21 protein-coding genes are annotated in these 23,636 nt (G+C 65.3%); 9 read left to right on the top strand and 12 right to left on the bottom strand.

Annotated features, from left to right (window positions below; translation table 11 throughout):
• Positions 1-17: 17 nt before the first annotated feature.
• Complete coding sequence (locus WDB71_RS03755; RefSeq protein ID WP_341503301.1) at positions 18-650, bottom strand: cytochrome b/b6 domain-containing protein; 633 nt, start codon at positions 648-650, stop codon at positions 18-20.
• A gap of 150 nt (positions 651-800) precedes the next feature.
• Here WDB71_RS03755 and WDB71_RS03750 point away from each other — a divergent pair, with 150 nt between their 5' ends.
• The 4 genes from WDB71_RS03750 (at position 801) to WDB71_RS03735 (ending at position 6,639) form a co-directional block, all read left to right on the top strand.
• Positions 801-2,297 (top strand): alkaline phosphatase, encoded by a 1,497-nt coding sequence (locus tag WDB71_RS03750; protein ID WP_341503300.1) that lies wholly within the window; start codon positions 801-803, stop codon positions 2,295-2,297.
• Positions 2,298-2,312: 15 nt separating this feature from the next.
• On the top strand, positions 2,313-3,926 hold the full coding sequence (locus WDB71_RS03745) for an alkaline phosphatase (RefSeq protein WP_341503299.1): 1,614 nt from the start codon (positions 2,313-2,315) through the stop codon (positions 3,924-3,926).
• A 62-nt stretch (positions 3,927-3,988) separates the two neighbouring features.
• The gene (locus tag WDB71_RS03740; protein ID WP_341503298.1) at positions 3,989-4,609 is read left to right on the top strand and encodes a hypothetical protein; all 621 of its coding nucleotides are present in this window, start codon (positions 3,989-3,991) and stop codon (positions 4,607-4,609) included.
• Positions 4,610-4,689: 80 nt separating this feature from the next.
• The gene (locus WDB71_RS03735; protein ID WP_341503297.1) at positions 4,690-6,639 is read left to right on the top strand and encodes a TonB-dependent receptor; all 1,950 of its coding nucleotides are present in this window, start codon (positions 4,690-4,692) and stop codon (positions 6,637-6,639) included.
• A gap of 194 nt (positions 6,640-6,833) precedes the next feature.
• Here WDB71_RS03735 and WDB71_RS03730 read toward each other — a convergent pair whose 3' ends face one another.
• Together WDB71_RS03730 and WDB71_RS03725 are read right to left on the bottom strand one after the other, a co-directional pair.
• Positions 6,834-7,364, bottom strand: coding sequence for a response regulator (locus WDB71_RS03730; RefSeq protein WP_341503296.1), 531 nt, complete (start codon positions 7,362-7,364; stop codon positions 6,834-6,836).
• Positions 7,352-8,524, bottom strand: a complete 1,173-nt coding sequence (locus tag WDB71_RS03725; protein WP_341503295.1) for an ATP-binding protein — start codon at positions 8,522-8,524, stop codon at positions 7,352-7,354. Before WDB71_RS03725 ends, WDB71_RS03730 begins: the two co-directional genes overlap by 13 nt.
• A gap of 195 nt (positions 8,525-8,719) precedes the next feature.
• Between WDB71_RS03725 and raiA the strand changes: the two genes are divergently transcribed.
• On the top strand, positions 8,720-9,055 hold the full coding sequence (gene raiA / locus WDB71_RS03720; RefSeq protein WP_341503294.1) for a ribosome-associated translation inhibitor RaiA: 336 nt from the start codon (positions 8,720-8,722) through the stop codon (positions 9,053-9,055).
• A 58-nt stretch (positions 9,056-9,113) separates the two neighbouring features.
• Here raiA and WDB71_RS03715 read toward each other — a convergent pair whose 3' ends face one another.
• Positions 9,114-10,955 (bottom strand): bifunctional diguanylate cyclase/phosphodiesterase, encoded by a 1,842-nt coding sequence (locus tag WDB71_RS03715; protein ID WP_341503293.1) that lies wholly within the window; start codon positions 10,953-10,955, stop codon positions 9,114-9,116.
• Between the two features lie 87 nt (positions 10,956-11,042).
• Between WDB71_RS03715 and WDB71_RS03710 the strand changes: the two genes are divergently transcribed.
• Both WDB71_RS03710 and WDB71_RS03705 read left to right on the top strand, forming a co-directional pair.
• On the top strand, positions 11,043-13,358 hold the full coding sequence (locus WDB71_RS03710; RefSeq protein ID WP_341503292.1) for a penicillin acylase family protein: 2,316 nt from the start codon (positions 11,043-11,045) through the stop codon (positions 13,356-13,358).
• 80 nt (positions 13,359-13,438) lie between these two features.
• Positions 13,439-14,038 carry a hypothetical protein gene (locus tag WDB71_RS03705; protein WP_341503291.1) on the top strand — a complete coding sequence of 200 codons (600 nt, stop codon included), beginning with the start codon at positions 13,439-13,441 and terminating at the stop codon, positions 14,036-14,038.
• Positions 14,039-14,121: 83 nt separating this feature from the next.
• On the opposite strand, the gene rplS is transcribed toward WDB71_RS03705, so the two are convergent.
• The 5 genes from rplS to ffh form a co-directional block, all read right to left on the bottom strand.
• Entirely contained in the window at positions 14,122-14,478 is a 357-nt protein-coding gene (gene rplS / locus WDB71_RS03700) for a 50S ribosomal protein L19 (protein ID WP_341503290.1), read from the bottom strand.
• A gap of 26 nt (positions 14,479-14,504) precedes the next feature.
• Entirely contained in the window at positions 14,505-15,248 is a 744-nt protein-coding gene (gene trmD, locus WDB71_RS03695) for a tRNA (guanosine(37)-N1)-methyltransferase TrmD (protein ID WP_341503289.1), read from the bottom strand.
• A 1-nt stretch (position 15,249) separates the two neighbouring features.
• Positions 15,250-15,768, bottom strand: a complete 519-nt coding sequence (gene rimM, locus WDB71_RS03690; RefSeq protein ID WP_341503288.1) for a ribosome maturation factor RimM — start codon at positions 15,766-15,768, stop codon at positions 15,250-15,252.
• Positions 15,769-15,796: 28 nt separating this feature from the next.
• Entirely contained in the window at positions 15,797-16,048 is a 252-nt protein-coding gene (rpsP, locus tag WDB71_RS03685; protein WP_341503287.1) for a 30S ribosomal protein S16, read from the bottom strand.
• 240 nt (positions 16,049-16,288) lie between these two features.
• Entirely contained in the window at positions 16,289-17,656 is a 1,368-nt protein-coding gene (gene ffh, locus WDB71_RS03680) for a signal recognition particle protein (RefSeq protein ID WP_341503286.1), read from the bottom strand.
• Positions 17,657-17,788: 132 nt separating this feature from the next.
• Between ffh and ccsA the strand changes: the two genes are divergently transcribed.
• Positions 17,789-18,589 (top strand): cytochrome c biogenesis protein CcsA, encoded by an 801-nt coding sequence (gene ccsA / locus WDB71_RS03675; RefSeq protein ID WP_341503285.1) that lies wholly within the window; start codon positions 17,789-17,791, stop codon positions 18,587-18,589.
• A gap of 550 nt (positions 18,590-19,139) precedes the next feature.
• Positions 19,140-20,411, top strand: a complete 1,272-nt coding sequence (locus WDB71_RS03670) for an HlyC/CorC family transporter (protein WP_341503284.1) — start codon at positions 19,140-19,142, stop codon at positions 20,409-20,411.
• Positions 20,412-20,545: 134 nt separating this feature from the next.
• On the opposite strand, the gene WDB71_RS03665 is transcribed toward WDB71_RS03670, so the two are convergent.
• From WDB71_RS03665 to gshA, 3 genes are all read right to left on the bottom strand, one after another.
• The gene (locus tag WDB71_RS03665; RefSeq protein ID WP_341503283.1) at positions 20,546-21,163 is read right to left on the bottom strand and encodes a hypothetical protein; all 618 of its coding nucleotides are present in this window, start codon (positions 21,161-21,163) and stop codon (positions 20,546-20,548) included.
• A 136-nt stretch (positions 21,164-21,299) separates the two neighbouring features.
• Positions 21,300-22,022 carry an SDR family NAD(P)-dependent oxidoreductase gene (locus tag WDB71_RS03660; protein ID WP_341503282.1) on the bottom strand — a complete coding sequence of 241 codons (723 nt, stop codon included), beginning with the start codon at positions 22,020-22,022 and terminating at the stop codon, positions 21,300-21,302.
• Complete coding sequence (gshA, locus tag WDB71_RS03655; RefSeq protein WP_341503281.1) at positions 22,019-23,572, bottom strand: glutamate--cysteine ligase; 1,554 nt, start codon at positions 23,570-23,572, stop codon at positions 22,019-22,021. Before gshA ends, WDB71_RS03660 begins: the two co-directional genes overlap by 4 nt.
• Positions 23,573-23,636 lie beyond the last annotated feature (64 nt).

The raw sequence follows: 23,636 nt of genomic DNA, 5'->3' as shown, positions 1-23,636 counted from the left end.
CAGGGCGCCTTTTTTTGTCAGCCGATATGGCGGCCCCACCACAGGTAGAGGCCACCCCAGGCCAGCAGCACCAAGCTCCAGGCCAGCAGCACGTTGCCCAGTGCCGGGCTGCGTTCGGCGGCCTTGCGACCGGTGATCATGGCGCCGATCAGGTTCTCGCCCCTGAACTGGTGGGCCAGGGCCGCCAGCACGTGCAGGGCAACCAGCCCCAGCAGCAGGTTGAAGTTGAGCTCATGGAGCTCGGTGAGCCAGGCCGAGGTTTCCTCGCTGACCAGGCCATAGAGAGGCCCCTCGGTGAGCACCTCGTCGCTGGCAAAGAGGCCCGTGCCCAGCTGCCCCCCCAGCAGTAGCAGCAGCACGGCTACCATCCAGCCGGCCAGGGGGTTGTGGCCATCACTGCCCTGTTGCCGCTCGCCCCGCACATAGGCGAGCACGGCCCTGGGGCCGCGAACGAAATGGCCAAAGCGGGCGTTTTCCGAGCCCAGCAGCCCCCAGGCCAGCCGCCCCAGCCACAGCCCCAGCAGCGCCAGGGCGCTGTACTGGTGCCAGTCCATCAGGCCCTGCTCGGCGCTGTACCAGCACAGCCCCAACAGGGCCACCTGGGCCCAGTGATAAGTCCTGACAAAGCCGTCCCAGACTTTAACGCTCATCCGTCATCCCTCCGACATCAAAATGTAACATTCTGAATTACATAAATTTTTAATAAATCTGCAATGCCCTTCCCTTTTAATGGCCCCGCCTTTTTACCACAACTTGCATCTTCATCCTTGCCCGGCAAGGACAGTTCAAAAGGAATGACAATGAAACACTCTGCGCTCTACCACGGCATCTGCGCCGCCCTGTTCGGCGCCAGCCTGGGTGCCCAGGCCGCCGTGCTGCCCGCCCACCAGACCGCCAGCCCCTGGTTCACCGAGGGCGCCGCCCTGGCCGCCGACAAGGCCAGTGCCCAGGCCCCCGCCACCAAGGCCAAGAACGTGATCCTGTTCGTCGGCGACGGCATGGGCATCTCCACCCTGACCGCCGCCCGCATCCTGGAAGGCCAGCAGAGCAACCCCGACGGCGGCGAAGAGCACCTGCTGTCCTTCGAGAAATTCCCCCACACCGCCCTGGTCAAGACCTACAACACCAACCAGCAGACCCCGGACTCCGCCGGCACCATGACCGCCATGGTCACCGGCGTCAAGTCCAAGGCCGGCTTCATCTCCGTGACCCAGGACGCCCTGCGCGGCGACTGCCAGAGTGCCCGGGGCCAGGAGCTGATCACCGCCCTGGAACTGGCCGAACAGAAGGGCCTGGCCACCGGTGTGGTCTCCACCGCCCGCCTGACCCACGCCACCCCGGCCGCCACCTACGCCCATGTACCGGAGCGCGGCTGGGAGCACGACGGCCAGCTGCCCGCCGAAGCCAAGCAGCTGGGCTGCACCGACATCGCCGCCCAACTCATTGACTTCCCCCATGGCGACGGCATCGACGTGGCCCTGGGCGGCGGCCGCCGCAACTTCATCCCAGCCGAAGTCACCGACGGCGAAGGCAAGTCCGGCAGACGCACCGATGGCCGCGACCTGACCGCCGAGTGGGCCAGCCGTGACGGCGCCGCCTATGTCTGGGATCAGGCCGGCTTCGACGCCATCGACCCGGCCGGTACCGACAAGCTGCTGGGCCTGTTCAACAGCTCCCACATGGAATACGAGGCCGACCGCGCCGACGACACCGCCGGCGAGCCCTCCCTGACCGAGATGACCACCAAGGCCATGGATCTGCTGGCCAGGAACAACAACGGCTACTTCCTGACCGTGGAAGCCGGCCGCATCGACCATGGCCACCACGCCGGCAATGCCCACCGCGCCCTGACCGACGCCGTGGAATTCGCCAGGGCCGTCCAGGCCGCCGTCGACAAGGCCGGTGACGACACCCTGATCCTGGTCACCGCCGACCACAGCCACGTGCTGACCATCGGCGGCTATCCCCGCCGCGGCAACCCCATCCTGGGCCTGGTCGAGAACCAGGACGGCAGCCTGTCCCTGGCCGCCGACGGCAAGCCCTACACCACCCTGGGCTACCAGAACGGCCCCGGCGCCGTGGACGGCGAGCGCGCCGACCTGAGCGAGGTGGACACCCAAGACAAGGACTTCATGCAGCAGGCCCTGGTGCCCATGAGCTCCGAAACCCACGCCGGCGAAGACATCAGCCTGCACGCCAAGGGCCCCGGCGCCCAGCTGGTGCAGGGCGCCATCGAGCAGAACGTCGTCTTCCACGTCATCAACCAAGCCCTGGAACTGGGCGGCACCTCTTACTGATTTGCGGAGTAGAACATGAACAAGAACCTCATTGCCCTGAGCATGGCCGCCGTCTTGGGCCTGGCGGCCTGTGACAACGACACCGCCACCAGCACCCCGGCCGAGCCCGACAAGCCCACGGTGCCCGAGCAGCCCGCCGGCGACTTCACCCTGGCCAACCAATGGTTCAACGACGGCCAGCTGGTGGTCACCGACAACGCCGCCCGGGTCGCCGAGCTGGCCAAGGGCTCCGCCAAGAACGTCATCCTGTTCGTGGGCGACGGCATGGGCGTGTCCACCATCACCGCCGCCCGCATCTTCGAGGGCCAGAAGCTCGGCTACAGCGGCGAGGAGCACAAGCTGAGCTTCGAGACCCTGCCCTATGTGGGCTTCGCCAAGACCTACAACACCGACGCCCAGACCCCGGACTCCGCCGGCACCATGACCGCCATGATGACCGGCGTCAAGACCGACGCCGGCATCATCAATGTGGCCGAAGCGGTCGAACGCGGCGACTGCAGCACCGTGGCCGGCCACGAGCTGGTCAGCGCCCTGCAACTGGCCGAAGAGGCCGGCATGAGCACCGGCGTGGTGTCCACCGCCCGCCTGACCCACGCCACCCCGGCCGCCACCTATGCCGTGGCCCCGGATCGCAACTGGGAGAACGACACCAAGCTGCCCGCCGAAGCGACCGGCTGCAAGGACATCGCCAGCCAGCTGATCGACTTCAACTACGGCAACGGCATCGAAGTGGCCCTGGGCGGCGGCCGCCGCGAATTTCTCCCCAGCACCGTCACCGACGGCGAGGGCAAGGCCGGCAAGCGCGGCGACGGCCGTGACCTGACCGCCGAATGGACCACCAAGTACGACAACGCCGCCTACGTCTGGGACAAGGCCGGCTTCGACGCCATAGACGCCGCCAGCACCGACCACCTGCTGGGCCTGTTCAACAGCTCCCACATGCAGTACAGCACCGACATCCGTGACGACGTGGCCGGCGAGCCGACCCTGGCCGAGATGACCAAGAAGTCCCTGGAGATCCTGTCCAGGAACGACAAGGGCTACTTCCTGATGGTCGAGGCCGGTCGCATCGACCACGCCCACCACGCCGGCAACGCCTACCGCGCCATGGAAGACACCCTGTCCCTGGCCGAGGCCGTCAAGGTGGCCATGGACAACACCAGCGCCGAGGACACCCTGATCATCGTCACCGCCGACCACGGCCACGTGATGACCATTGCCGGCTACCCGACCCGCGGCAACCCCATCCTGGGCCTGGTCCAGGGTAACGACGGTCGCGGCGAGCCGGTCTCGGGCCCGGCCCTGGACGCCAACGGCATGCCCTACACCGCCGTCGGCTACTACAACGGCATGGGCTTTGCCGAGTTTGGCGCCGGCGACAACCGCTACGGCATGGACATCGACGTGGGCCGCAAGGATCTGCACGGCGTCAACGTCCAGCACCCGGACTTCCACCAGGAAGCGCTGATCCCCAAGGACAGCGAGAGCCACGCCGGTGAAGACGTGGCGGTGTTCGCCCGCGGCCCCGGCGCCGCCCTGGTGCAGGGCACCAACGAGCAGAGCCTGGTCTTCCACGTGATGAACCACGCCGCCGATCTGGTCGGCCGCGCCGAAGCCACCACCAAGTAAGACCCCAGTCAGTACCCCGGGCGGCAGGACAGCTCCTGCCGCCTTGTTGTAGGAGAGCCACCATGAAAACCCTGTTGCTGTCGTTTTCCCTGCTAAGCGCCCAGGCCCTGGCCTGCCTGCAGAGCCCGGCCGACGGCCTGCACTATCGCATCAGCCAGCACGGCCAGAGCCAGGACATCTACCTGTGGGTGGAAGAGGATCGCAAGGTCCGCTACCGGCCCGACCAACAACAGGTGGAGGTCTGGCAGCGCCAAAACAGCCGCCTGGAGCTGGACAAGCACTTCCTGGATTCCGGCAAGACCCTCAGCTACTACCAGGGCGATCTGCGCACCCTGGGCCTGCCTCTGGACTGGCCGTCCCAGGGCAGCCCGGTGTCGCCGGCCCTGCTCGAGGGCCTGGCCGGTGAGAGCCACGAGGATGTGCACTGCCAGAAAGCCAGCCGCTACCAGAAGGGCCAGGCGGAGCTGATCTGGCTCAGCGACTGGCAGCTGCCGGCCAGCCTCAGCCAGGGCGACTACCGGCTGGAGCTGGTCGGCCAGGCCGGGCTGGATCTCAAGGCCCTGGAGCGGCGCTGGCGGGGCTTCGAGCAGATCGACTTCGCCGATATCGGCGACATGGAAGGCGATCCGGTGATCGGCAAGCTGATCAAGCAGGGCTTCGTGGAGCACGGCGACCACCACTGAGGGTGCGACAATCTGCCACATGGGCAGGCCCCCTGCCCCTTCATACAATACCGCCAGGCAATTTACCTGGCGGTATTTTTATGAAAATTAGACACTTATCTCTGTGCATCCTGCTTGCCTGCCCGGCCCTGGCCGAGGAGGATATCGAGGTCATCAGCGTCACCGAGACCCGGCCGGCCCGGGATCTGGCCCCGGACAGCAGCGACCTGCTGGAAAAGGCCCCCGGCGCCGCCCTGCCCGAAAACGGCCGCCTCACCAAGCTGGCCGGCTACCGCGGCCTGTTCGGCAACCGCATCGGCGTCAACCTCAGCGGCCTGGAGCTGCTCACCGCCGGCCCCAATGCCATGGACAGCCGCCTGTCCCAGGTGCCCAGCTCGGAAATCGCCGAGCTGCGCCTGCACGATGGCCCGGCGCCCCTGTCCGCCGGCATCCAGACCCTGGGTGGCGCCATCGCCCTGGAGCGGCTGATGGCCGACACGGGCGCCGGCCTCATCGGCAACCTGGCCCTGGGCCTTAACGGCGGCGACCGCCACCGCCAGGGCAGCGCCGCCCTCAACCTGGGCAACGGCAGCCAGGGCCTGCGCCTGTCCGGCCAGTGGCAGAAGGGCGGCGATCGCGACAGCGCCTTCGGCGCCCTGCCCCAGCAATACGAGCGCAGCCACGGCCGCCTGAATCTGCGCCACCAGGGCGAGCAGGAACTGTGGCTGGACTACCAGTACCAGGACACCCAAGATGCCACCACCCCGGCCCTGCCCATGGACATCAACTACATCCATGCCCATCTCTGGCAGGCCGGCTGGCAGGCCGGACCCTGGTCGCTGGTGGCCAGCCACCAGCAGACCGATCACCTGATGGACAATTTCAGCCAGCGTCCGGCCGCCATGATGAGCCGCCAGACCCTGGCCAGGGGCCGCGCCAACGCCGCCCGCCTGGCCTGGCAGCAACAGCACTGGCTGCTGGCCCTGGACTGGCAGCAGAGCCGCCACGACGCCACCGTCACCGATCCCAACAACCCCATGTTCCTGGTGGATACCTTCAACGATGTCAGCCAGGACTTCCTCAGCGCCCTGGCCGAGTACGACAACGGCGACTGGCTGCTGGGGCTGCGGGCCAGCCACCACCAGGGCGACGCCGAGCGGCCCCGCCATGCCATGGCGGCCATGATGCCGGCCATCGCCACCCTGCTGGATCGCTTCGACAAGGCCAATCAGGACGACAGCTTCTGGGAGGCCTATGCTCGCAAGGCCTGGCAGCTCGGCGACGACTGGGAAGGCCAGCTGACCCTGGCCCGCAAGGTCAAGGTGCCGGACTACCAGGCCCGTTACCTCTGGCTGCCCATGCAGGCCTCCGGCGGCCTGGCCGACGGCCGCACCTATGTGGGCAACCCGGAACTGGCTCCCGAGACCGCGCTGCAGCTGGACGCCGGCCTGAGCTGGCTGGGCGCGGACAGCACGGTGGAGCTGGGCGTCTTCGCCAACCAGGTGGACGACTACATCCAGGGCCTGCCCTGCACCGACATGGCCATCAAGATGGCGGCGGCCATGATGAACGACGATGAGCCGCTGTGCTTTGCCAACACCGACGCCCTGCTCTGGGGCCTGGAGCTGACCGCCGAGACCGCCCTTGCCGACAACCTGATGCTGTCGGGCCACTACAGCCTGGTGCGGGCCAGGGACAGGGACAACGACGCCTGGCTATACCGGGTGGCGCCGGATCAGGCCCGCCTGGCCCTGACCGGCCAGCAGCATGGCTGGCAGTGGCAACTGCAGGGCTGGCTGGTGGCCAGCCAGGACAGGGTCAACCGCCTGAACGGCGAGACCCGCTCCCCCGGTTTCGGGGTCTGGTCCCTGAGCCTGGACTGGCCAAGCGCCTGGGGCCAGTGGCACCTGGCCCTGGACAACCTCCTGGACAAGGGCTACCGGCCACACCTGAACGGCGTCAGCCGCATCGACAGTAAGGCCGCCGCCAAGGGTCAGCGCCTGCCGGAGCCCGGCCGCAGCCTGGGGCTGAGCTGGCGTTACGCCTTCTGACGCAAGCCGACGACACTTCGCAGAAGATGTTTGCCCCACCCACAGGTGGGGCTTTTTTATTCAGGCCAGGATGATTGAGCGGCCAGAGAACTGCGGGAATAGATGACTCAGGCTCGCACCGGATGCTTGGCCAGTTTGCGTTGCCAAGGAAGGCGCCGGGCGTAGCCAAGCGCCAGCTGGCGGCAAAGGGGCCCTCAGCTTCTGACCGGATGCTTGGCCAGTTTGCGTTGCAGGGTACGCCTGTGCATGCCCAGGGCCCGGGCCGTGGCCGAGACGTTGCCGTCGTTTTCCGCCAGCACCTGCTGGATGTGCTCCCATTCCAGGCGCTGGGGCGACAGGTGCCGCTCGGCCCCGGGCTCGGCCTCCAGGGCCTCGCCGCCGATCTTCTGCAACAGCGTGGCCAAGTCCAGGGGCTTGGGCAGGTAGTCGTCGGCGCCGGCCTTGATGGCGGCCACGGCGGTGGCGATGGAGGCAAAGCCGGTGATCATCAGCACGCGCGCCTCGGGCAGCAGCGCCCTCAGCGGCGCCACCAGGCCCAGGCTGGTGCCTTCGGCCAGCTTCAGATCCAGCAGCACCACCTGGGGCCTGAGCCGCTCGGCGGTGGCCAGCAGGGTCTCGCCGCTGGCCAGGTGGGTGACGCCGTAGCCCTGGCGCCCCAGCACCCTGGCCAGGGTGGCGGCCAGGGCGGCGTCGTCTTCCAACAGTAACAGCTTCAGCTCAGACACAGGCTCACCTCCACCCGGTGTTGTCCCTGCACCTCGGCCAGGGACAACCGCCCCCCCAGCCGCTCCAGGCTGGCGTGGGCCAGGAACAGCCCCAGGCCCAGGCCGCCCTTGTCGGACTCCCTGGGCCTGTCCAGGGCCAGCTCCGGGCCCAGGCCCTGGCCCTGGTCGAGGATGTGCAGCAGCAGCTTGCCGTCCCCTTGCCGGCACCTGATCTCTATGGGCCGGCCGCCGCCGGCGTGGGCGCTGTTGTCCAGCAGGTTCAGCAGCGCCGGCACCAGGCTGGCGTCGCCCCTGATGCGGATGTCGCCTGCGTCCGGCAGCCACAGCGGGATCCCGGGCCTGAGCAGCTGCCACTGCCTGTCGAGCTGTTCGAACAGCTCGGCCAGGGCCATGGGATGGGGATGCTCGGCCTGGTCGGCAGCGGCGCGGATCCCAAGCAGGGCCTGCTGGCAGCGCTCCAGGGCGGTGCGGATCTCGACCAGGCGGGGATCGGCGGACTCCAGGGCCAGCTCGTCCACGCTCAGCCTGGCCACCGACAGTGGCGTGGACAGCTGGTGGGCGGCCAGGGCCGCCTGGCCCGCCACCGCCATCACCCGCTCGCTCCTGAGCTGCTCTTCCCGCAGCTCGGCCAGGTGCTGGCGCTGGCGGCTGAGCTGGGCGCCCATGCGGCCGGCAAAGAACAGCAGCAGCACCAGGGTCAGCAGGCCGTTGGCCCACATGCCCCAGTAGTGGCCGCCCTGGTGCCACTGGTGGGACTCGGGCAACAGCATCAGGCCGCTGTAGCCCAGGGCCGCCGCCAGCCCCGCCAGCAGCGCCGGGCGGCCCGGCATCAGCAGCACGGTGATCACCACCGGCAGCAGGTAGAGGCTGACGAAGGGGTTGGCCCTGGCCCCGGACAGGGCAAAGAGCAACGTCAGGGCGGCAATGTCCAGCAGCAGCCCCGGCAGCAGGTGGCGACGGCGCAGGGCCGGCAGCAGGTTGAGGCTGATGGCCAGCCAATGGCCCAGCCAGCAGGCCAGCAGCAGCGGATAGTCGAAGTCGAGGCCGGCGAAACGGATCCAGGCCAGCATGGCGCCTTCGCTCAGCCACAGGGCGTAGCGCAGCGACAGCAATTGCCTGGTCAGGGAGGGGGACAGGGGATTTTCGGGTAACAGGGGCAAGGTGAAATCCTCTCAACTATGCCTGAGGGAAAGCTTTCCCGGCAAGGGTTTGATCGCGGCTTTTCCGGCTTTCTCACACAAAAAACAGCTTGCCGACCTGGCCGTGAAAAAGGTTGATCTGGATCACACCTTTTTCTGTCCGGACGGGAGTAATGTGAAGTCGAGGCTAGAGAAAAGCAATATGCGGAGGTCCCCATGCCTGTTGAAATCACCAGCAAAACATTCACCGTTACCGCTCCCCTGAAAGACCGCATCCAAAGCCGATTCGATAAGCTGAAAAAGCTGCAAGTGCCCCTAATCAACCCCCATGTCATCGTCAAGAAGGAAGGAGACCAGTTCCATATCGAAGCCACTGTCGGCATTCCCCAGGGGGATCTGTTCGCCGAGGCCCAGCACGAGGACATGTACACCGCCGTCAACAACCTGGGCCAGAAGCTGGAGCGCCAGCTGAAGAGCCAGAAGGAAAAGCCGGTGGCCCACCGCGCCGCCCGCAGCGGCAAGGAGACCCTGCGCCAGCTGGCCGCGGTCTGATTGACCCAGCCGGACAAGAAAACAGGGCCGAAAGGCCCTGTTTTTTTATGCCCGTGGCTCAGGCCTGCTGCTGGGCCGGGTTCAGTTCCTGGGGCAGCAGGTCGAGGCGGGACGGCCGGCCGATAAGGTTGCCCTGGGCGAAGTCCACCCCCAGCTCCCTGAGGATGGGCAGCAGCCGCTCGTCGTCCACGAACTCCGCCACCACCGGCAGCGACAAGGAATGGCAGACGGTGGCCAGGGCCTGGACCATGGCCCGGTCGCGCTGGTTGCCGGCCAGATCCCGGATCAAGGAGCCGTCGATCTTCACGTAGTCCACCGGCAGGTTCTGCAGATAGCGGAAGGAGGAAAAGCCGGTGCCGAAGTCATCCAGGGCGAAGCGGATGCCCAGCTTCTGCAGGCTGGCCATGAAGCGCCTGGCCCTGGGCAGGCTGTCGATGGCCACCGACTCGGTGATCTCCACGCACAGGCAGCGCCCAGGCACGCCGGCCTCCAGCAGCCACTGGCTGATCTGCCTGGCCAGCAGCGGATCGGTCATGGACTCCCCGGACAGGTTCACGGCCAGGATCAACCTGTCCCAGCAGTCCCGGTGCTGGCCGAGCCAGTCGATGACCGACTTGAGCACCCAGCGGTCCAGCTGCTTCATCAGCTTGAAGCGTTCCGCCGCCGCCAGGAAGCGCCCGGGGCTGACCAGGGTGCCGTCGTCGGCCACCATGCGCACCAGCACCTCGGCCTTGAAGGGGCCCATGGGGTGCTTCAGGGACATCAGCGGCTGGTAGAAGAGCAGGAAGTCGTCCACGGCCAGGGCCCGGGACACCTTCTGGGCCCACTGGCTGGCCTGCTGGCGGTTGTCGATGCCGGGCAAGTCCTCCTGGTAGCGCTGCCAGGCCAGCTCGGTTTCACTGGCGTGGTGGCAGGCCACGTCGGCCCGGCGCAGCAGCTCCCAGGGATCCAGCTCCGGCTCCAGCTCCGCCACCCCGGCGATCAGATCCAGGCGAATGGCGCTGTCCTGCCACAGGCAGGGCAGCTCGCCCAGCCTGGTCAGCAGCTCCTCGAGCCTGGCCTGCCAGTTGTCGGCCTTGTCCAGCAGCAGCCAGAACACGTCGCCGCCGCCGCGGGCGGCCAGTTCGCCATGGTGAAGGGCCTCCTGCAGCGTCTTGCCCAGGGTCTGCAGCAACACGTCGCCGGCGGCGAAGCCGATGGTGTCGTTGAACAGGCGGAAGTGGTGGACGTTGAGCTGCACCAGCAGGCCCAGGGGCTTTTCCTCGCAGCGCCGGGTCAGCAGCTGCACGAAGCGCTGGCGGTTGTAGAGGCCGGTGAGGGGATCGCGGCGGATGTACTGGCGCAGGCGGCGGTTTTCCTTTTGCAGCCGGCTGTCGGCCCGCAGCAGCAGCCAGTAATGGCCCCTGAGCTGGAAGCCGAACAGATCCAGGCCGCCGGCCTGCCACTGGCCCTGGCTGGCGCCGGACGCCTGCCAGCTCTTGAGCTCGGCGTAGGGCCAGCGCAGGCTGTCCAGGGAGATCAGGTTGCGGCCCATGACCTCCTCAGGCTTCACCGCCAGCAGCCGCGCCGCCTGGCCGTCCAGGGCCTCGATGCAGAAGTCCTTGTCCAGTTTCAGCCAGCCTTCTTCGGCCTGGACCTTGAGCTGGCTGAGGGCCCTGTCCTTTTCCTCCAGCTGCAGGTGGCGCTGCACCAGGGTCGGCAGCGAGTCCTTGTGGGTCAGGGCCAGCCAGCTGTGGATATAGGCATGGCTCTGCCAGGCCATCCAGGGGATGCAGACGGCCACCAGGGCCAGCAGGATCCAGGGTTGGGACAGCGGCGCCAGCCAGCCCTGGTACCAACACAGGGCTGCCAGGATCGCCAGCAGGACGGGAAGGGAGAACAACCGCAGCCAAAGGCCCATAACAATACCCAGCGCAATGAGTGGAATGTGGTCAAATCAATGGTTATCTTGGCTATCCGAGCCCGGCCCAGCACAGGAACAACCCCCATGTGGTACAGATGGCCCATTGCCTTTGTTATCGTCAGCGTCCTTTCCGTTTACGCGCTCCTGCAAAGCAGCACCGCCACCCTGGCGGGGCGCCTGTCCCTGCCCGGCCTGGAAAAGCCGGTTCGGATAGACAGGGACCAGCTGGGGGTGCCCCTGATCCTGGCCGAAAACGAAACCGATATGGCCAGGGCTCTAGGTTTTTTACACGGCCAGGAGCGCTTTTTCCAGATGGACCTGCTGCGCCGCTCCGCCGCCGGCGAGCTGGCCGCCCTGTTCGGCGAAAAAGCCCTGGAGCACGACCGGGATCTACGCCGCCACCGCTTCCGGGCCCGTGCCAGGCAGAACTGGCAGCGGCTCGACCGGGCACAACAGGCGCTGCTGCAATCCTACGTGGCCGGAGTTAACGCCGGCCTGAACGAACTGGCCAGCAGACCCTTCGAATACTGGCTGCTGCGACAGCAGCCCCAGGCCTGGACGGTGGAGGACTCCCTGCTGGTTATCTACGCCATGTACCTGGATCTCCAGGGCACCCTGGAGGCCAGGGAGTGGAGCCTGGCCTACCTCAACCAGCACTGGCCCGCCGAGCTGGTCGACTTCCTCACCCCGGGCGGTGGCACCCTGGACGCCCCCCTGGACGGCAGCAGGCTGCAACTCAAGGCCATGCCGGCCCTGGCCTGGCCCGCCGAGCTGCTGCCGGCCGGCGAGGTGACCATAAAAGACAGCGATCTGCTGCCCGGCTCCAACGCCTGGGCGGTGTCCGGCCGCCTCACCGAGGACGGGCGGGCCCTGCTGGCCAACGACATGCACCTGACCCTGAGGGTGCCCAATATCTGGTACCGCATCAGTGCCCGGGTTGGCCGCCAGCTCAGGGCCGGCCTGACCCTGCCCGGCGCCCCGGCCCTGGTCAGCGGCAGCAACGGCCACCTGGCCTGGGGCTTCACCAACGCCTATGGCGACTTTTCCGATCTGGTGGCCCTGGAGCTGGACGAGCAGGGCCATTATCGGACAGCGGACGGGTCGGAGCCCTTGACCAAGATCACCGAAACCATCCAGGTGGCCGGCACAGAGCCCGTTACCCTCACCGTCGAGGAGAGCCGCTGGGGCCCGGTGATGGGCACCCTGCCCGACGGCCGCCCCTATGCCCAGCTGTGGACCGCCCACCAGGAAGATGGCGTCAACCTCAAGCTGCTGGAGCTGGTGCACTGCCTGGACGTGTCCTGCGCCCTGGCGCTGGCCCCCCAGATGGGCATTCCCACCCAGAATCTGGTGCTGGCCGACCGCCGCGGCAACCTGGCCTGGATCCCGGCCGGCCCCCTGCCCCAGCGCAGCGGCTACGACGGCCTGGCACCGGTGTCCCTGGCCGACGGCGACAAGACCTTTGCCCTGCGCCTGCCGGCCAGCGCCTACCCCCGCCGTCTCAACCCGGCCACGGGACGGATCTGGAGTGCCAACCAGCGCATGCTGGGCGGCGCCGAGCTGGAGCGCATCGGCGACGGCGGCTACGCCCTTGGCGCCCGGGCCGGGCAGATCCGCGATCGCCTCTACGCCAGGGACAGCTTCGACGAACAGGACTTCTTCGCCATTCAGCATGACGACGGCGTGCCCCTTTACCAGTACTGGGCCACCCGGCTGGATGCCGAGCTGAGCCTGCTGCCGCCCTCGGCGGATGTGGTCAAGGCCAGGCGACTGGTGTCCAGCTGGCAGCAACGGGCCAGCCTGGAAGAGAGGGCCTTTCCGCTGATCAAGGGCTTTCGCCAGGCCCTGATGAAGCGGCTCTTTGCGCCCCTGTTCGGCCTGACCAAGACCGAGCCCAGGTTCGATCCCTCGCCTCTGGACAACCAGCTGGAATACCCGCTGCGCCAGTTGCTCAATGCCAGGCCCGACAGCATGCTGCCCCCCGGCTACCAGAGCTGGGACGATCTGCTCAGCGAGCTCACCGCCCGCCTGGTGGCCGATCACGCCCAGGCCAACTGGCCGACCTGGGGGGAGCAGAACCTCAGCGCCATCCGTCATCCCCTGAGCGCCGCCCTGCCCCCTTGGCTCGGCCGCTACCTGGACGCCCCGGCCGCCCCCCAATCCGGCGACGCCCACGCCCCCCATGTCAGCGGTGCCCGCTTCGGCGCCTCGGGACGGCTGGTGGTGGTCCCGGGCCGGGAGGAAAACGCCATACTGGTGATGCCGGGCGGCCAGAGCGGCCACCCCCTCAGCCCCTATTACCTGGCCGGCCACGACGCCTGGCTGGAGGGCAGTCCCCAGCCGCTGCTGGCCGGCCAGGCCAAGTGGCGCCTGGAACTGCAGCCCGCAAGTGATCATTAGGGGAGCGGCCGTTGTGATGGGGCAAGGGCTTTGACAGAATAAGCAACAAATCACTAACAAAGATGAGTAAGGGATCCACCATGACCACCCCCGACGCCGACGCCACGGCCGGCAACCCCGCCCAGAACGGCTCCGACATCGATGGCCTCAAGGCGCTTTTTTCGCTGCTGGCCGGTGCCGTCATCATCGCCGGTTTCGCCCTGGCCAAGTACTTCCTGGACGCCGTTCCCGAGTGGCTGATCCTGGCCCTGATGGGGGTGGGCTCCCTCACCCTGCTGCTCGCCCATGGCTGGAAGGCGACCACGGCCTTTGTCGGCCTTGCCTTTGCCGTCTTTTCGCTGCTGCCCAGCAACGAGGATCCCATGGCCGTCTGGCACGAGCGGATCCAGCAGCCCCGGGTCGGTGATTACTATCCCCTGGATATCTTCGTGCTGAGGGACCAGGCGGCACCGGACGACAATCGCTTCGTCATCCACAAGGTCATCGCCTTCGATCAGGACAGCATCACCTTCACCGAGTCGACCAGGCGCTACCATGGCGACACCGTCAACCAGCTGCTGAAGTCCAAGAAGATTGCCCAGGTCGAGATGCACCCGGGCGAGGTTTCCCTGAGCAAGGCCCGCCTCGGCGAGCTGCTGGACCAGCACAGCCTGGGCGGCGTGTTTCGCCTGGAAAAATGACGGCCCCGGCCGGGGCTGATTAAACGGCAGATATGAAAAAGGCCCGCACTAGGCGGGCCTTTTCGAGCTTATACAGCGAGCCATTACTTGCTGGACAGCTTTTCCTTGATGCGCGCGGCTTTACCGGTGCGGCTGCGCAGGTAGTACAGCTTGGCACGACGGACGTCACCACGACGCTTGACGGTAATGGAAGCTACCAGCGGGCTGTGGGTCTGGAAGACACGCTCAACACCTTCGCCGTTGGAGATCTTGCGAACGGTGAAAGCGGAGTGCAGGCCACGGTTACGCTTGGCGATAACTACGCCTTCGAAAGCCTGCAGACGCTCTTTGTCGCCTTCCTTAACACGCACTTGCACAACTACAGTGTCACCGGGACCGAAGGCCGGTACGTCCTGCTTCAGCTGTGCATCTTCGATTTCTTTGATGATCAGGTTTTTCATGGTTTTACCCTAGTAGTAACTGAGACTTAACTGTTGTCCGCCTCGCGGACGTATTCAGCAAGAAGCTTTTCTTGCTCGTCAGTCAGAGCTAGGTTTTCCAGCAGATCCGGTCGCCTCTGCCAGGTTCTACCCAGCGCCTGTTTCAGGCGCCATTGGCGAATCGCTTCATGGTCGCCGCCTGTGAGCACATCCGGTACCTTCATGCCGTCCAGCTCTTCCGGCCGCGTATAGTGGGGACAGTCAAGCAGCCCCTGGGCGAAAGAATCCTCTTCGGCAGAGAGTTCATGACCCAGCACCCCTGGCACCAGCCGGGACACCGCATCAATCAGTACCATGGCGGGGAGTTCACCGCCGCTCAGCACGTAATCGCCGATGGACCACTCTTCGTCCACCAGGCTTTCGATGACGCGCTCGTCGATACCTTCGTACCGACCACAGACCAGCACCAGCTTTTCAGCCCTGGCCAGCTTCCGGACGCCTTGTTGGTCCAGCTTCCTTCCCTGAGGGGAAAGATAGACCACCTTAGCCTGTGCGCCTGCCGCCGCCTTGGCTGCAGCAATGGCGTCTTTCAATGGCTGCACCTTCATCAGCATGCCGGGACCACCGCCGTAAGGCCTGTCGTCCACCGTCTGATGCCGGTCGTGCGTGAAATCGCGGGGATTCCAGCACTGCAGCGTCAAGGTCCCGTTGTTGATTGCCCTGCCGGTGACGCCGTGTTCGGTCAATGCCCGAAACATCTCCGGAAACAGGGTGATGACCCCAAGCCACATATTAGAAGCTCGGATCCCAGTCCACCTCGATGATGCCGGCTTCGGCGTCCACCTTGGTAATGAACTGGCTGGTCACGAACGGGATCAGCCGTTGAGATTTGCCAAAGGCATCGCGTCCGTTGGACTTGACCACCAGCACGTCGTTGGAACCGGTTTCCATCAGGCTGTCCACCACACCCATGTCGTAACCCTGGGTGTTGATGACCTTCAGGCCGATCAGATCGCGCCAGTAGAATTCGTCCTCGGGCAGCGCCGGCAGCTGCTCCGCCGCCACGGCAATTTCTTGCCCGGTCAGCAGTTCCGCGCCATTGCGGTCCTCGATACCCTCAAGGAGCACAACCAGCCCCTTGTTGTGTCGGCGCCATTTGGCGACGACCATCTCTTTAAACACCCCGTCACGGCCAATGTACCAGGGCGAGTAGGCAAAAATGCCTTCTGCGTCGTCGGTAAAAGTCTGAACCTTGAGCCAACCGCGAATGCCGTAAGGGGCGCCGAGCCGGCCGACAATGAGCTTGTCCATATTCAACTCCTACCTACCGACCAAAGACTTAGGCCTGGGCCTTCTTGGCGTCTTTGACCAGCTTGGCGACACGCTCGGACAGGGTAGCGCCCTGGGAAACCCAGTGGTCTACACGGTCCAGGTTGACGCGCAGAGTTTCTTCCTGACCGGAAGCCAGGGGGTTGAAGAAGCCTACTTTCTCGATGAAACGACCATCGCGAGAGAAGCGGCTGTCAGCAACAACTACTTGGTAGAAGGGACGCTTCTTAGCGCCGCCACGTGCCAAACGAATGGTAACCATACCGTCCTCTTGGTTAATGCAAGTGAATGGCGGGTCCAATGGACCCATGCTGTAAAGCCCGGCAATTTTACTCGGATCTGCCGGCATTGCAAGAATAAGCACCGGCGGGCTGTCAAGGCACCGACTGCCAGGATTGGCCTGCCTTTTTGCGGTAAATGGCGGGGGGCTGTACAGCAAGGCGACCAGAAGTCGGACGCGGGATAAGGAAAAGCCGGGCTGGGCCCGGCTTTTGGTGGCGAGTTACATCCGGGGCATGCCGCCCGGCGGCATCATGCCCTTCATGGCCTTCATCATCTTGGCCATGCCGCCCTTGCCGGACATCTTCTTCATCATCTTCTGCATCTGGGTGAACTGCTTGAGCAGCTTGTTCACCTCGTGTACCTCGGTGCCGGAGCCGGCGGCGATGCGGCGCTTGCGGGAGCCCTTGATGATGTCGGGGCGCTGGCGCTCGGCCGGGGTCATGGAGTTGATGATGGCCTCCATGCGGCTGGTCAGCTTGTCATCCACCTGGCCCTTGATCTGTTCGGACATCTGGCCCATGCCGGGCAGCTTGTCCAGCAGCCCCATCATGCCGCCCATGTTCTTCATCTGCTGCAGCTGGTCGCGGAAGTCTTCCAGGTCGAAGCCCTTGCCCTTCTTCATCTTCTCGGCCAGCTTCTGGGCCTGGTCCTTGTCGACCTTGCGCTCCACCTCCTCGATGAGGGACAGCACGTCGCCCATGCCGAGGATGCGGCTGGCGACCCGATCCGGATGGAAGGGCTCCAGGGCATCGGTCTTCTCGCCCATGCCCAGGAACTTGATGGGCTTGCCGGTGATATGGCGGATGGACAGGGCGGCACCGCCACGGGCGTCACCGTCCACCTTGGTGAGGATGACACCGGTCAGCGGCAGGGCGTCGTGGAAGGCCTTGGCGGTGTTGGCGGCATCCTGGCCGGTCATGGCGTCGACCACGAACAGGGTCTCAACCGGCTGGACGGTGGCATGCAGGCGCTGGATCTCCGCCATCATGTCGCTGTCCACGTGCAGGCGGCCGGCGGTATCCACCAGCAGCACGTCGAAGAACTGCTTGCGGGCATGGTCGATGGCCGCCTCGGCGATGGCCACCGGATCCTGGCTGGCATCCGAGGGGAAGAAGGCGACGTCGATGTCGTTGGCCAGGGTCTCCAGCTGCTTGATGGCGGCCGGGCGATAGACGTCGGCACTGACCACCAGCACCTTCTTCTTTTCGCGCTCCTTGAGGAACTTGGCCAGCTTGCCCACAGAGGTGGTCTTACCGGCACCCTGCAGGCCCGCCATCAGCACCACGGCCGGCGGGGTGGCGTTGAGGTTGAGGCCCTCGTTGGCCTCGCCCATGGCCTTTTCCAGCTCTTCGCGGACGATCTTGATGAACACCTGGCCCGGGGTCAGGGACTTGGTCACCTCGACGCCCACGGCCCTTTCCTTGACGGCGGCCACGAACTCGCGGACCACCGGCAGTGCCACGTCGGCTTCCAGCAGCGCCATGCGCACTTCGCGCAGGGTTTCCTTAATATTGTCTTCGGTCAGCCGGCCACGCCCACTGATGTTTTTGAGGGTGCGTGTCAGTCTGTCGCTGAGATTCTCGAACATCGGCCAAGGCCTCGAATTTACGTTGTTGCCGCCAGTATACCCAGATTGCCGGCCGTCTTTAAGCACAGCTATTCACATCTGGCCACAAGTCCACATAGAATGGCGGCGACAGTCCATTGACAGGAAGCATCAATGCTGACGCCTCTGCTTGCCCTTATCGCCGCCACCGGCTATGGCCTGGCCAGTATCCTGGCCGCACGACGTTTGCTGCATCACGAAGGCCCATCCAAGCCCCTGACCCTGGGCCTGGGCTATCTGGCGGCCATGGCCCACCTTGCCATGCTGGTGGTGCAGGTGGGGGCCGGTGACGGCCAGAACCTGGGCCTGATGAACGTGGCCTCCATGTCCTCCTGGGTGGTGGTGATGTTCCTGACCACGGCCGCCATCCGCCTGCCGGTGCTGCAGCTGCTGCCCCTGGTGCACGGCTTCGCGGCCATGGTGGTGCTCTTTGCCTGGCTGCTGCCGGTACCCTGGGTGCTGCACCTGGCCAACGAACCCCAGGTGGTGGTCCATATCACCCTGAGCCTGATGGCCTATGCCCTGATGGTGGTGGCGGCCCTGTACGGGCTGGAGCTGGCCTTCATCAACTACCAGCTCAAGCACAAGAAGCTCACCGCCCTGCCCGCCTTCCTGCCGCCCTTGATGACGGTGGAGCGGCAGCTGTTCCAGCTGATGCTGCTGGGACTGCTGGTGCTGAGCCTGGCGCTGGGCAGCGGTTTTTTGTTCCTGGAGGGCATGTTCGAAAAGGCCCAGTTGCACAAGACGGTGCTGTCACTGCTGGCCTGGTTCCTCTACGGCACGGCGCTGGTGATGCATTACCGCAGTGGCTGGCGCGGCCGCGGCGCGGTCTGGGTCAGCCTGGCCGGCCTGGGGCTGCTGACGCTGGCGTATTTCGGCAGCCGGTTCGTCCAGGAAGTACTGCTTAGCAGTTGACCCTGGCTGCTAATTCCTGCAGCAGCCGGTTCGTCCAGGAAGTAATGTTGAGCTGACGCTGGCCCTGTTTCGGACAGCAGCCGTTTTGTTCAGGAAGTACTGCTTAGCAGTTGACCCTGGCTGCTAATTCCTGCAGCAGCCGGTTCGTCCAGGAAGTATTGTTGAGCTGACGCTGGCCCTATCTCGGGGCAGCAGCCGTTTTGTTCAGGAAGTACTGCTTAGCAGTTGACCCTGGCTGCTAATTCCTGCAGCAGCCGGTTCGTCCAGGAAGTATTGTTGAGCTGACGCTGGCCCTATCTCGGGGCAGCAGCCGTTTTGTTCAGGAAGTACTGCTTAGCCGTTGACCCTGGCCCTGTTTCGGACAGCAGCCGTTTCATTCAAGGGCTCTTGCCGAGCAGCCCTGGCGGCTTATTTCCCGGCGACAAGGGCCTGGGAAAAGATGCCCGGGAAACCAAGGCTCCCGGTTGGCTTTTTGTCACAGAATCCTTGACGCAACAGCAGCAATTCCGTAGTAAAATGGGCGTTCACTTGGTAATACAGGACGCCCTTCTTGGACGACATATCCACGAGTACCTTATTCGTCGTACTCATCACCCTGCTGTTTGTCTCCGCATTTTTCTCCAGTTCCGAAACCGGCATGATGTCGCTGAACCGCTACCGGCTGCGCCATCTGGTCAAGGAAGGTCACAGGGGCGCCAGGAACGCCTCCCGCCTGCTGGAACGTCCTGATCGCCTTATCGGCCTGATCCTTATCGGCAACAACCTGGTCAATATCGCCGCCTCGGCCATCGCCACCATCATCGGCCTGCGCCTCTTTGGCGAGTGGGGCGTGGCGGTGGCCACCTTCAGCCTGACCCTGGTGGTGCTGCTGTTCGCCGAGGTCACCCCCAAGACCCTGGCCGCCCTTTACCCGGAGCGCATCGCCTTCCCGGCCGGCTATATCCTCAAGGGCCTGCTGCGCCTCTTTTATCCGCTGGTGTGGGCCGTCAACATGATTTCCAACGGCCTGCTGGCGCTGCTGCGCATCAAGCCGGAAGACGGCGTCGGCGACGCCCTGAGTTCGGAGGAGCTGCGTACCGTGGTGGCCGAGGCCGGCGCCATGATCCCCCATCGCCACAAGGACATGCTGGTCTCCATCCTGGATCTGGAGAACGTCACAGTGGAAGACGTGATGACCCCCAGGGCCGAGATCAAGGGCATCGACATCAACGACGACTGGCCCAAGATCGTCAAGCAGCTGACCCATTCCCAGCACACCCGCCTGCTGCTGTACCGGGACAACATCGACGACGCCGTCGGCTTCGTGCACATGCGCGACGCCCTCAGGCTGCTGTCCAAGAACCAGTTCACCAAGGCCACCCTGCTGAGGGCGGTACGGGACATCTATTTCATTCCCGAGGGCACGCCGCTCAATACCCAGCTGCTCAAGTTCCAGCGCAACAAGGAGCGCATCGGCCTGGTGGTGGACGAGTACGGCGACATCCAGGGCCTGGTGACCCTGGAGGACATCCTCGAGGAGATCGTCGGCGACTTCACCACCGACATGACGCCGGCCCCCCACGAGGAGATCTGGCCCCAGCAGGACGGCTCCTTCCTGGTGGAAGGCTCCATCTCGGTGCGCGAACTCAACAAGGAAATGGACTGGCATTTCCCCACCGACGGTCCCAAGACCCTCAACGGCCTGATCCTCGAGCACCTGGAGGAGATCCCCGAGGCCAACATCTCCATCCGCTTGGCCGGCTACCCGGTGGAGATCGTCGAGGTGAAGGACAACATGGTCAAGACGGCCCGGGTGCTGCCCCAGCTGTACAAGGCTTCATGACAAAAGGCGCCCAAGGGCGCCTTTTCTCTTACTCTGAAACCAACCCCGGCTAGAACCAGCCGCTATCCAGATCGTCCCTGCGGGCCTTGTCTTGTTGGGACTATGACAGGGCCCCGGCGCCTCATTCCTCCGGGCTAGAACCAGCCGGTATCCAGATCGTCCTTGCAGGCCTTGTATTGCTGCCGATAACGCCAGGCCCTGTCCTTGATCTTCAACGCCACCTTCTTCAGCCAGGGCTTGCGCTCGTAGCTCTTACGGCGAAAGCCGCCCCAGCCCTCGTGGTAGTTCAGGTACTGGTTGTAGGGATCCCATTTGGAGACGCCATTGAGCTTCTGGGACTGGCTCATGAACCAGCCCATGAAATCCATGGCGTCGTCAAAATCGTCCCGGTCCGCCCCCCAGTTGCCGGTGGCCTTGATGTAGTCGTCCCAGGTGCCGGTCTTGGCCTGGCTGTAGCCGTAGGCGGAGCTGACCCTGCCCCAGGGGATGAAGCCCAGCAGATAGTCCCGGGGCGGCAGGGCGTCATGCTTGAAGCTGGACTCCTGGTAGAGGATGGCCATGGGCACGTGCAGCGGCACACCCCACTTCTCTTCCATGTCCAGGGCGGCCTCGTGCCAGTCTTCCTTTTCCTGGAAGATGGCGCAGAGGTTGTCGGGGTCGGCCGGGGGTGAGGTGCTGCAGCCGGCCAGGAAAAGGGGGGCGGTGACCAAGGCCAGGGCCTTGAACTTCCCTGCATTGAGAAAAACTCGCAAAAAAAATCTCCTTGGCGATTGAACTATGGCTCGGCCCCTGGGGTCCATATTATCGCAAGCAGCAAACTTTTCATGTTTCATCCCCTGAAACGGGAAGCCCCCCAAAGGCTTCCCGCTTTTTTTGTCTCTTTCCGGCCTACTGGGCCGTATAGCCGCCGTCCAGGCTGACCAGGCTGCCGGTCATGAAGGCGGCCCTGGGGCTGGCCAGAAAGGCCACCAGCTCGGCCACGTCACGGGCGCTGCCAAGGCGGTTCAGGGGCTGCAGCGCCGCTTCCTCGGCGTGGACCTCGGCCGGCTCGCGGCCGCTTTGCTGGCAGTAGCGGGCAATGGCGTGCTGGTAGAGGGGGGTGTCTATGGTGCCGGCGCAGATGCAGTTGACCCGCACCCCGTCCGCGGCCAGATCCAGGGCCAGGGACTTGGTGAGCTGGCCAATGGCACCCTTGCTGAGGCCATAGGCGGCGCTGCCGCGCTTGCCCACCAGGCTCTGATCGGAGCCGATGAAGACGATGCTGCCCCTGGCCGCCTTCAGGGCCGGCAGGCAGTACTGGCTCAGGAAGAAGGGCGCCTTGAGGTTGATGCCAATCACCTCGTCGAACAACGCCTCCGAGGTGTCGGCCAGGCTGGCGCTGCGGTGGATGCCGGCGTTGTTGAGCAGCAGGTCGATTTGGGGGATGGCCTTGACCACGGCCGCCACCGCGTCCAGTTCGGTGAGATCCAGCCGGTGGTGACGGTAGTGGCGATGCTCCAGGCCGCCAGGCAGCCGATCCAGGCCCACCACCTCATAGCCCTCGGCCAACAGCAGTTCGGCGCTGGCCAGGCCGATGCCCTGGCTGGCGCCGGTGATCAGGGCCCTTTTCATGCTTGCTCCCCCACCCGGTCGAAATAGCGATCCAGGAAATCGTCGAAGCTCAGCTCGTCGGCCGCTTCCAGGCGCTGCTGGGCGGTCAGGGACTCGATGGCCGCCCTGGCCAGGGCGGCATCGTCCAGGTAGCGGCTGTGGTAGCCGTCCCTGAGCTGCTGCTGGTAGCGACCGGCCAGGACCAGTCCCAGGGCGCCGTTGTCGCCGTCGCCCAGGTCCCGGAGCAGGCGGGCCGAGGGGGTCAGATCCGGATCGGCCATCTTGGCCTGCTGCACCTTGAGGCTGTCGGCAAAGGCGTGGCCCTGTTCACCGTCCATGACCCTGGCCAGGGTCTCCCAGACCGGCAGCATCTCGGCGAACCAGTGCCGCAGGGAGATGGCCTGGCCGCTACGGCTCAGCATCAGGCCGGGCCTGCGCCCTTCCAATACCGCCTTGGTGAAGTTGTCGTGGCTCTCCTGCCAGTCCCGCTCGCTCATGGGCGGCGACGGCAGCAGCAGGCAGCCGAGCAGGAACAGATCCAGGAAACGCACGGTGTCGGCATCGATACCCAGCGGCGAGAAGGGATCCACATCCAGGGCCCGTACCTCCACGTACTGGATACCGGCCCGCTCCAGGGCGTCGGTGGGCTTTTCGCCGCTGGCGGTGACCCGCTTGGGGCGGATCGGCGCATAGAGTTCGTTTTCGATCTGCAGCAGGTTGGTGCTGAGCTGGCGGTACTGGCCATTCACCTTGAGGCCGATGGCCTGGTATTCCTTCGACGGCGTCTGGATGGCGTGACGCAGGTCACGGATATAGTCCGCCAGGTGGTCGTGGCTGATCCGCAGCGACGCCTGGGCCTTGTTGGTATAGCCGAGATCCGACATCCGCAGGGAGGTGGCATGGGGCAGCACCAGGGTGCCCCGGCCCTGGTGCTTGAAGGGCAGGTGGTGCTCGTCCCCGCCCAGGAAGGAGCCGCACAGGGCCGGCGAGGCGCCGAACAGGTAAGGCAGCATCCACACCTGGCGGCGGAAGTTGCGCAGCAGGCCCATGTAGCCCTCGGAGGCATCGCCATGGGGCCAATGGTCCCAGAAGGCCTCGGGCAGGGAGAAGTTGTAGTGGACGCCGGAAATGAGCTGCATCATGGCGCCATAGCGGTGCTTGAGGCCCTGGCGGTAGGTGTGCTTCATGCGGCCGATATTGGAGCTGCCGTAGTCGGCCAGGGGGATGCTGTCCTCGTCGCTCACAAAGCAGGGCATGGACAGCGGCCAGAGCCGCTCCTCGCCCAGCTGGCGGGCGGCAAAGCCGTGGATGTCGCCCAGGGAGCCCAGCAGCTCTTCGACGCTGTGGGTCACCGGGGTGATGAATTCCAGCAGGTTTTCCGCGAAATCCGTGGTGATGTAGTCATGGGTGAGGGCCGAGCCCAGCTTTCTGGGGTGGGGCGTCATGGCCATCTGGCCGTCGGCATTGACCCGCAGCGCCTCGCGCTCGATGCCACGTCTGGGCTGGGCCAACAGGGGGAGTGCATCCAGGGCCGCCAGTTCATCCAGGCGACGTTGCAGTTCGTGCAGCAAAAAAACCTTCCCGTGATCTCTGCCGAGGGCTTGTCCCAATCTAAGAAGTCTCGGGAGCCAATGC

Origin of the sequence: Gallaecimonas sp. GXIMD4217, from assembly GCF_038087665.1 — a bacterium.
Lineage (GTDB): Bacteria > Pseudomonadota > Gammaproteobacteria > Enterobacterales > Gallaecimonadaceae > Gallaecimonas.
This window is presented reverse-complemented; position numbering and strand designations above follow the sequence as displayed.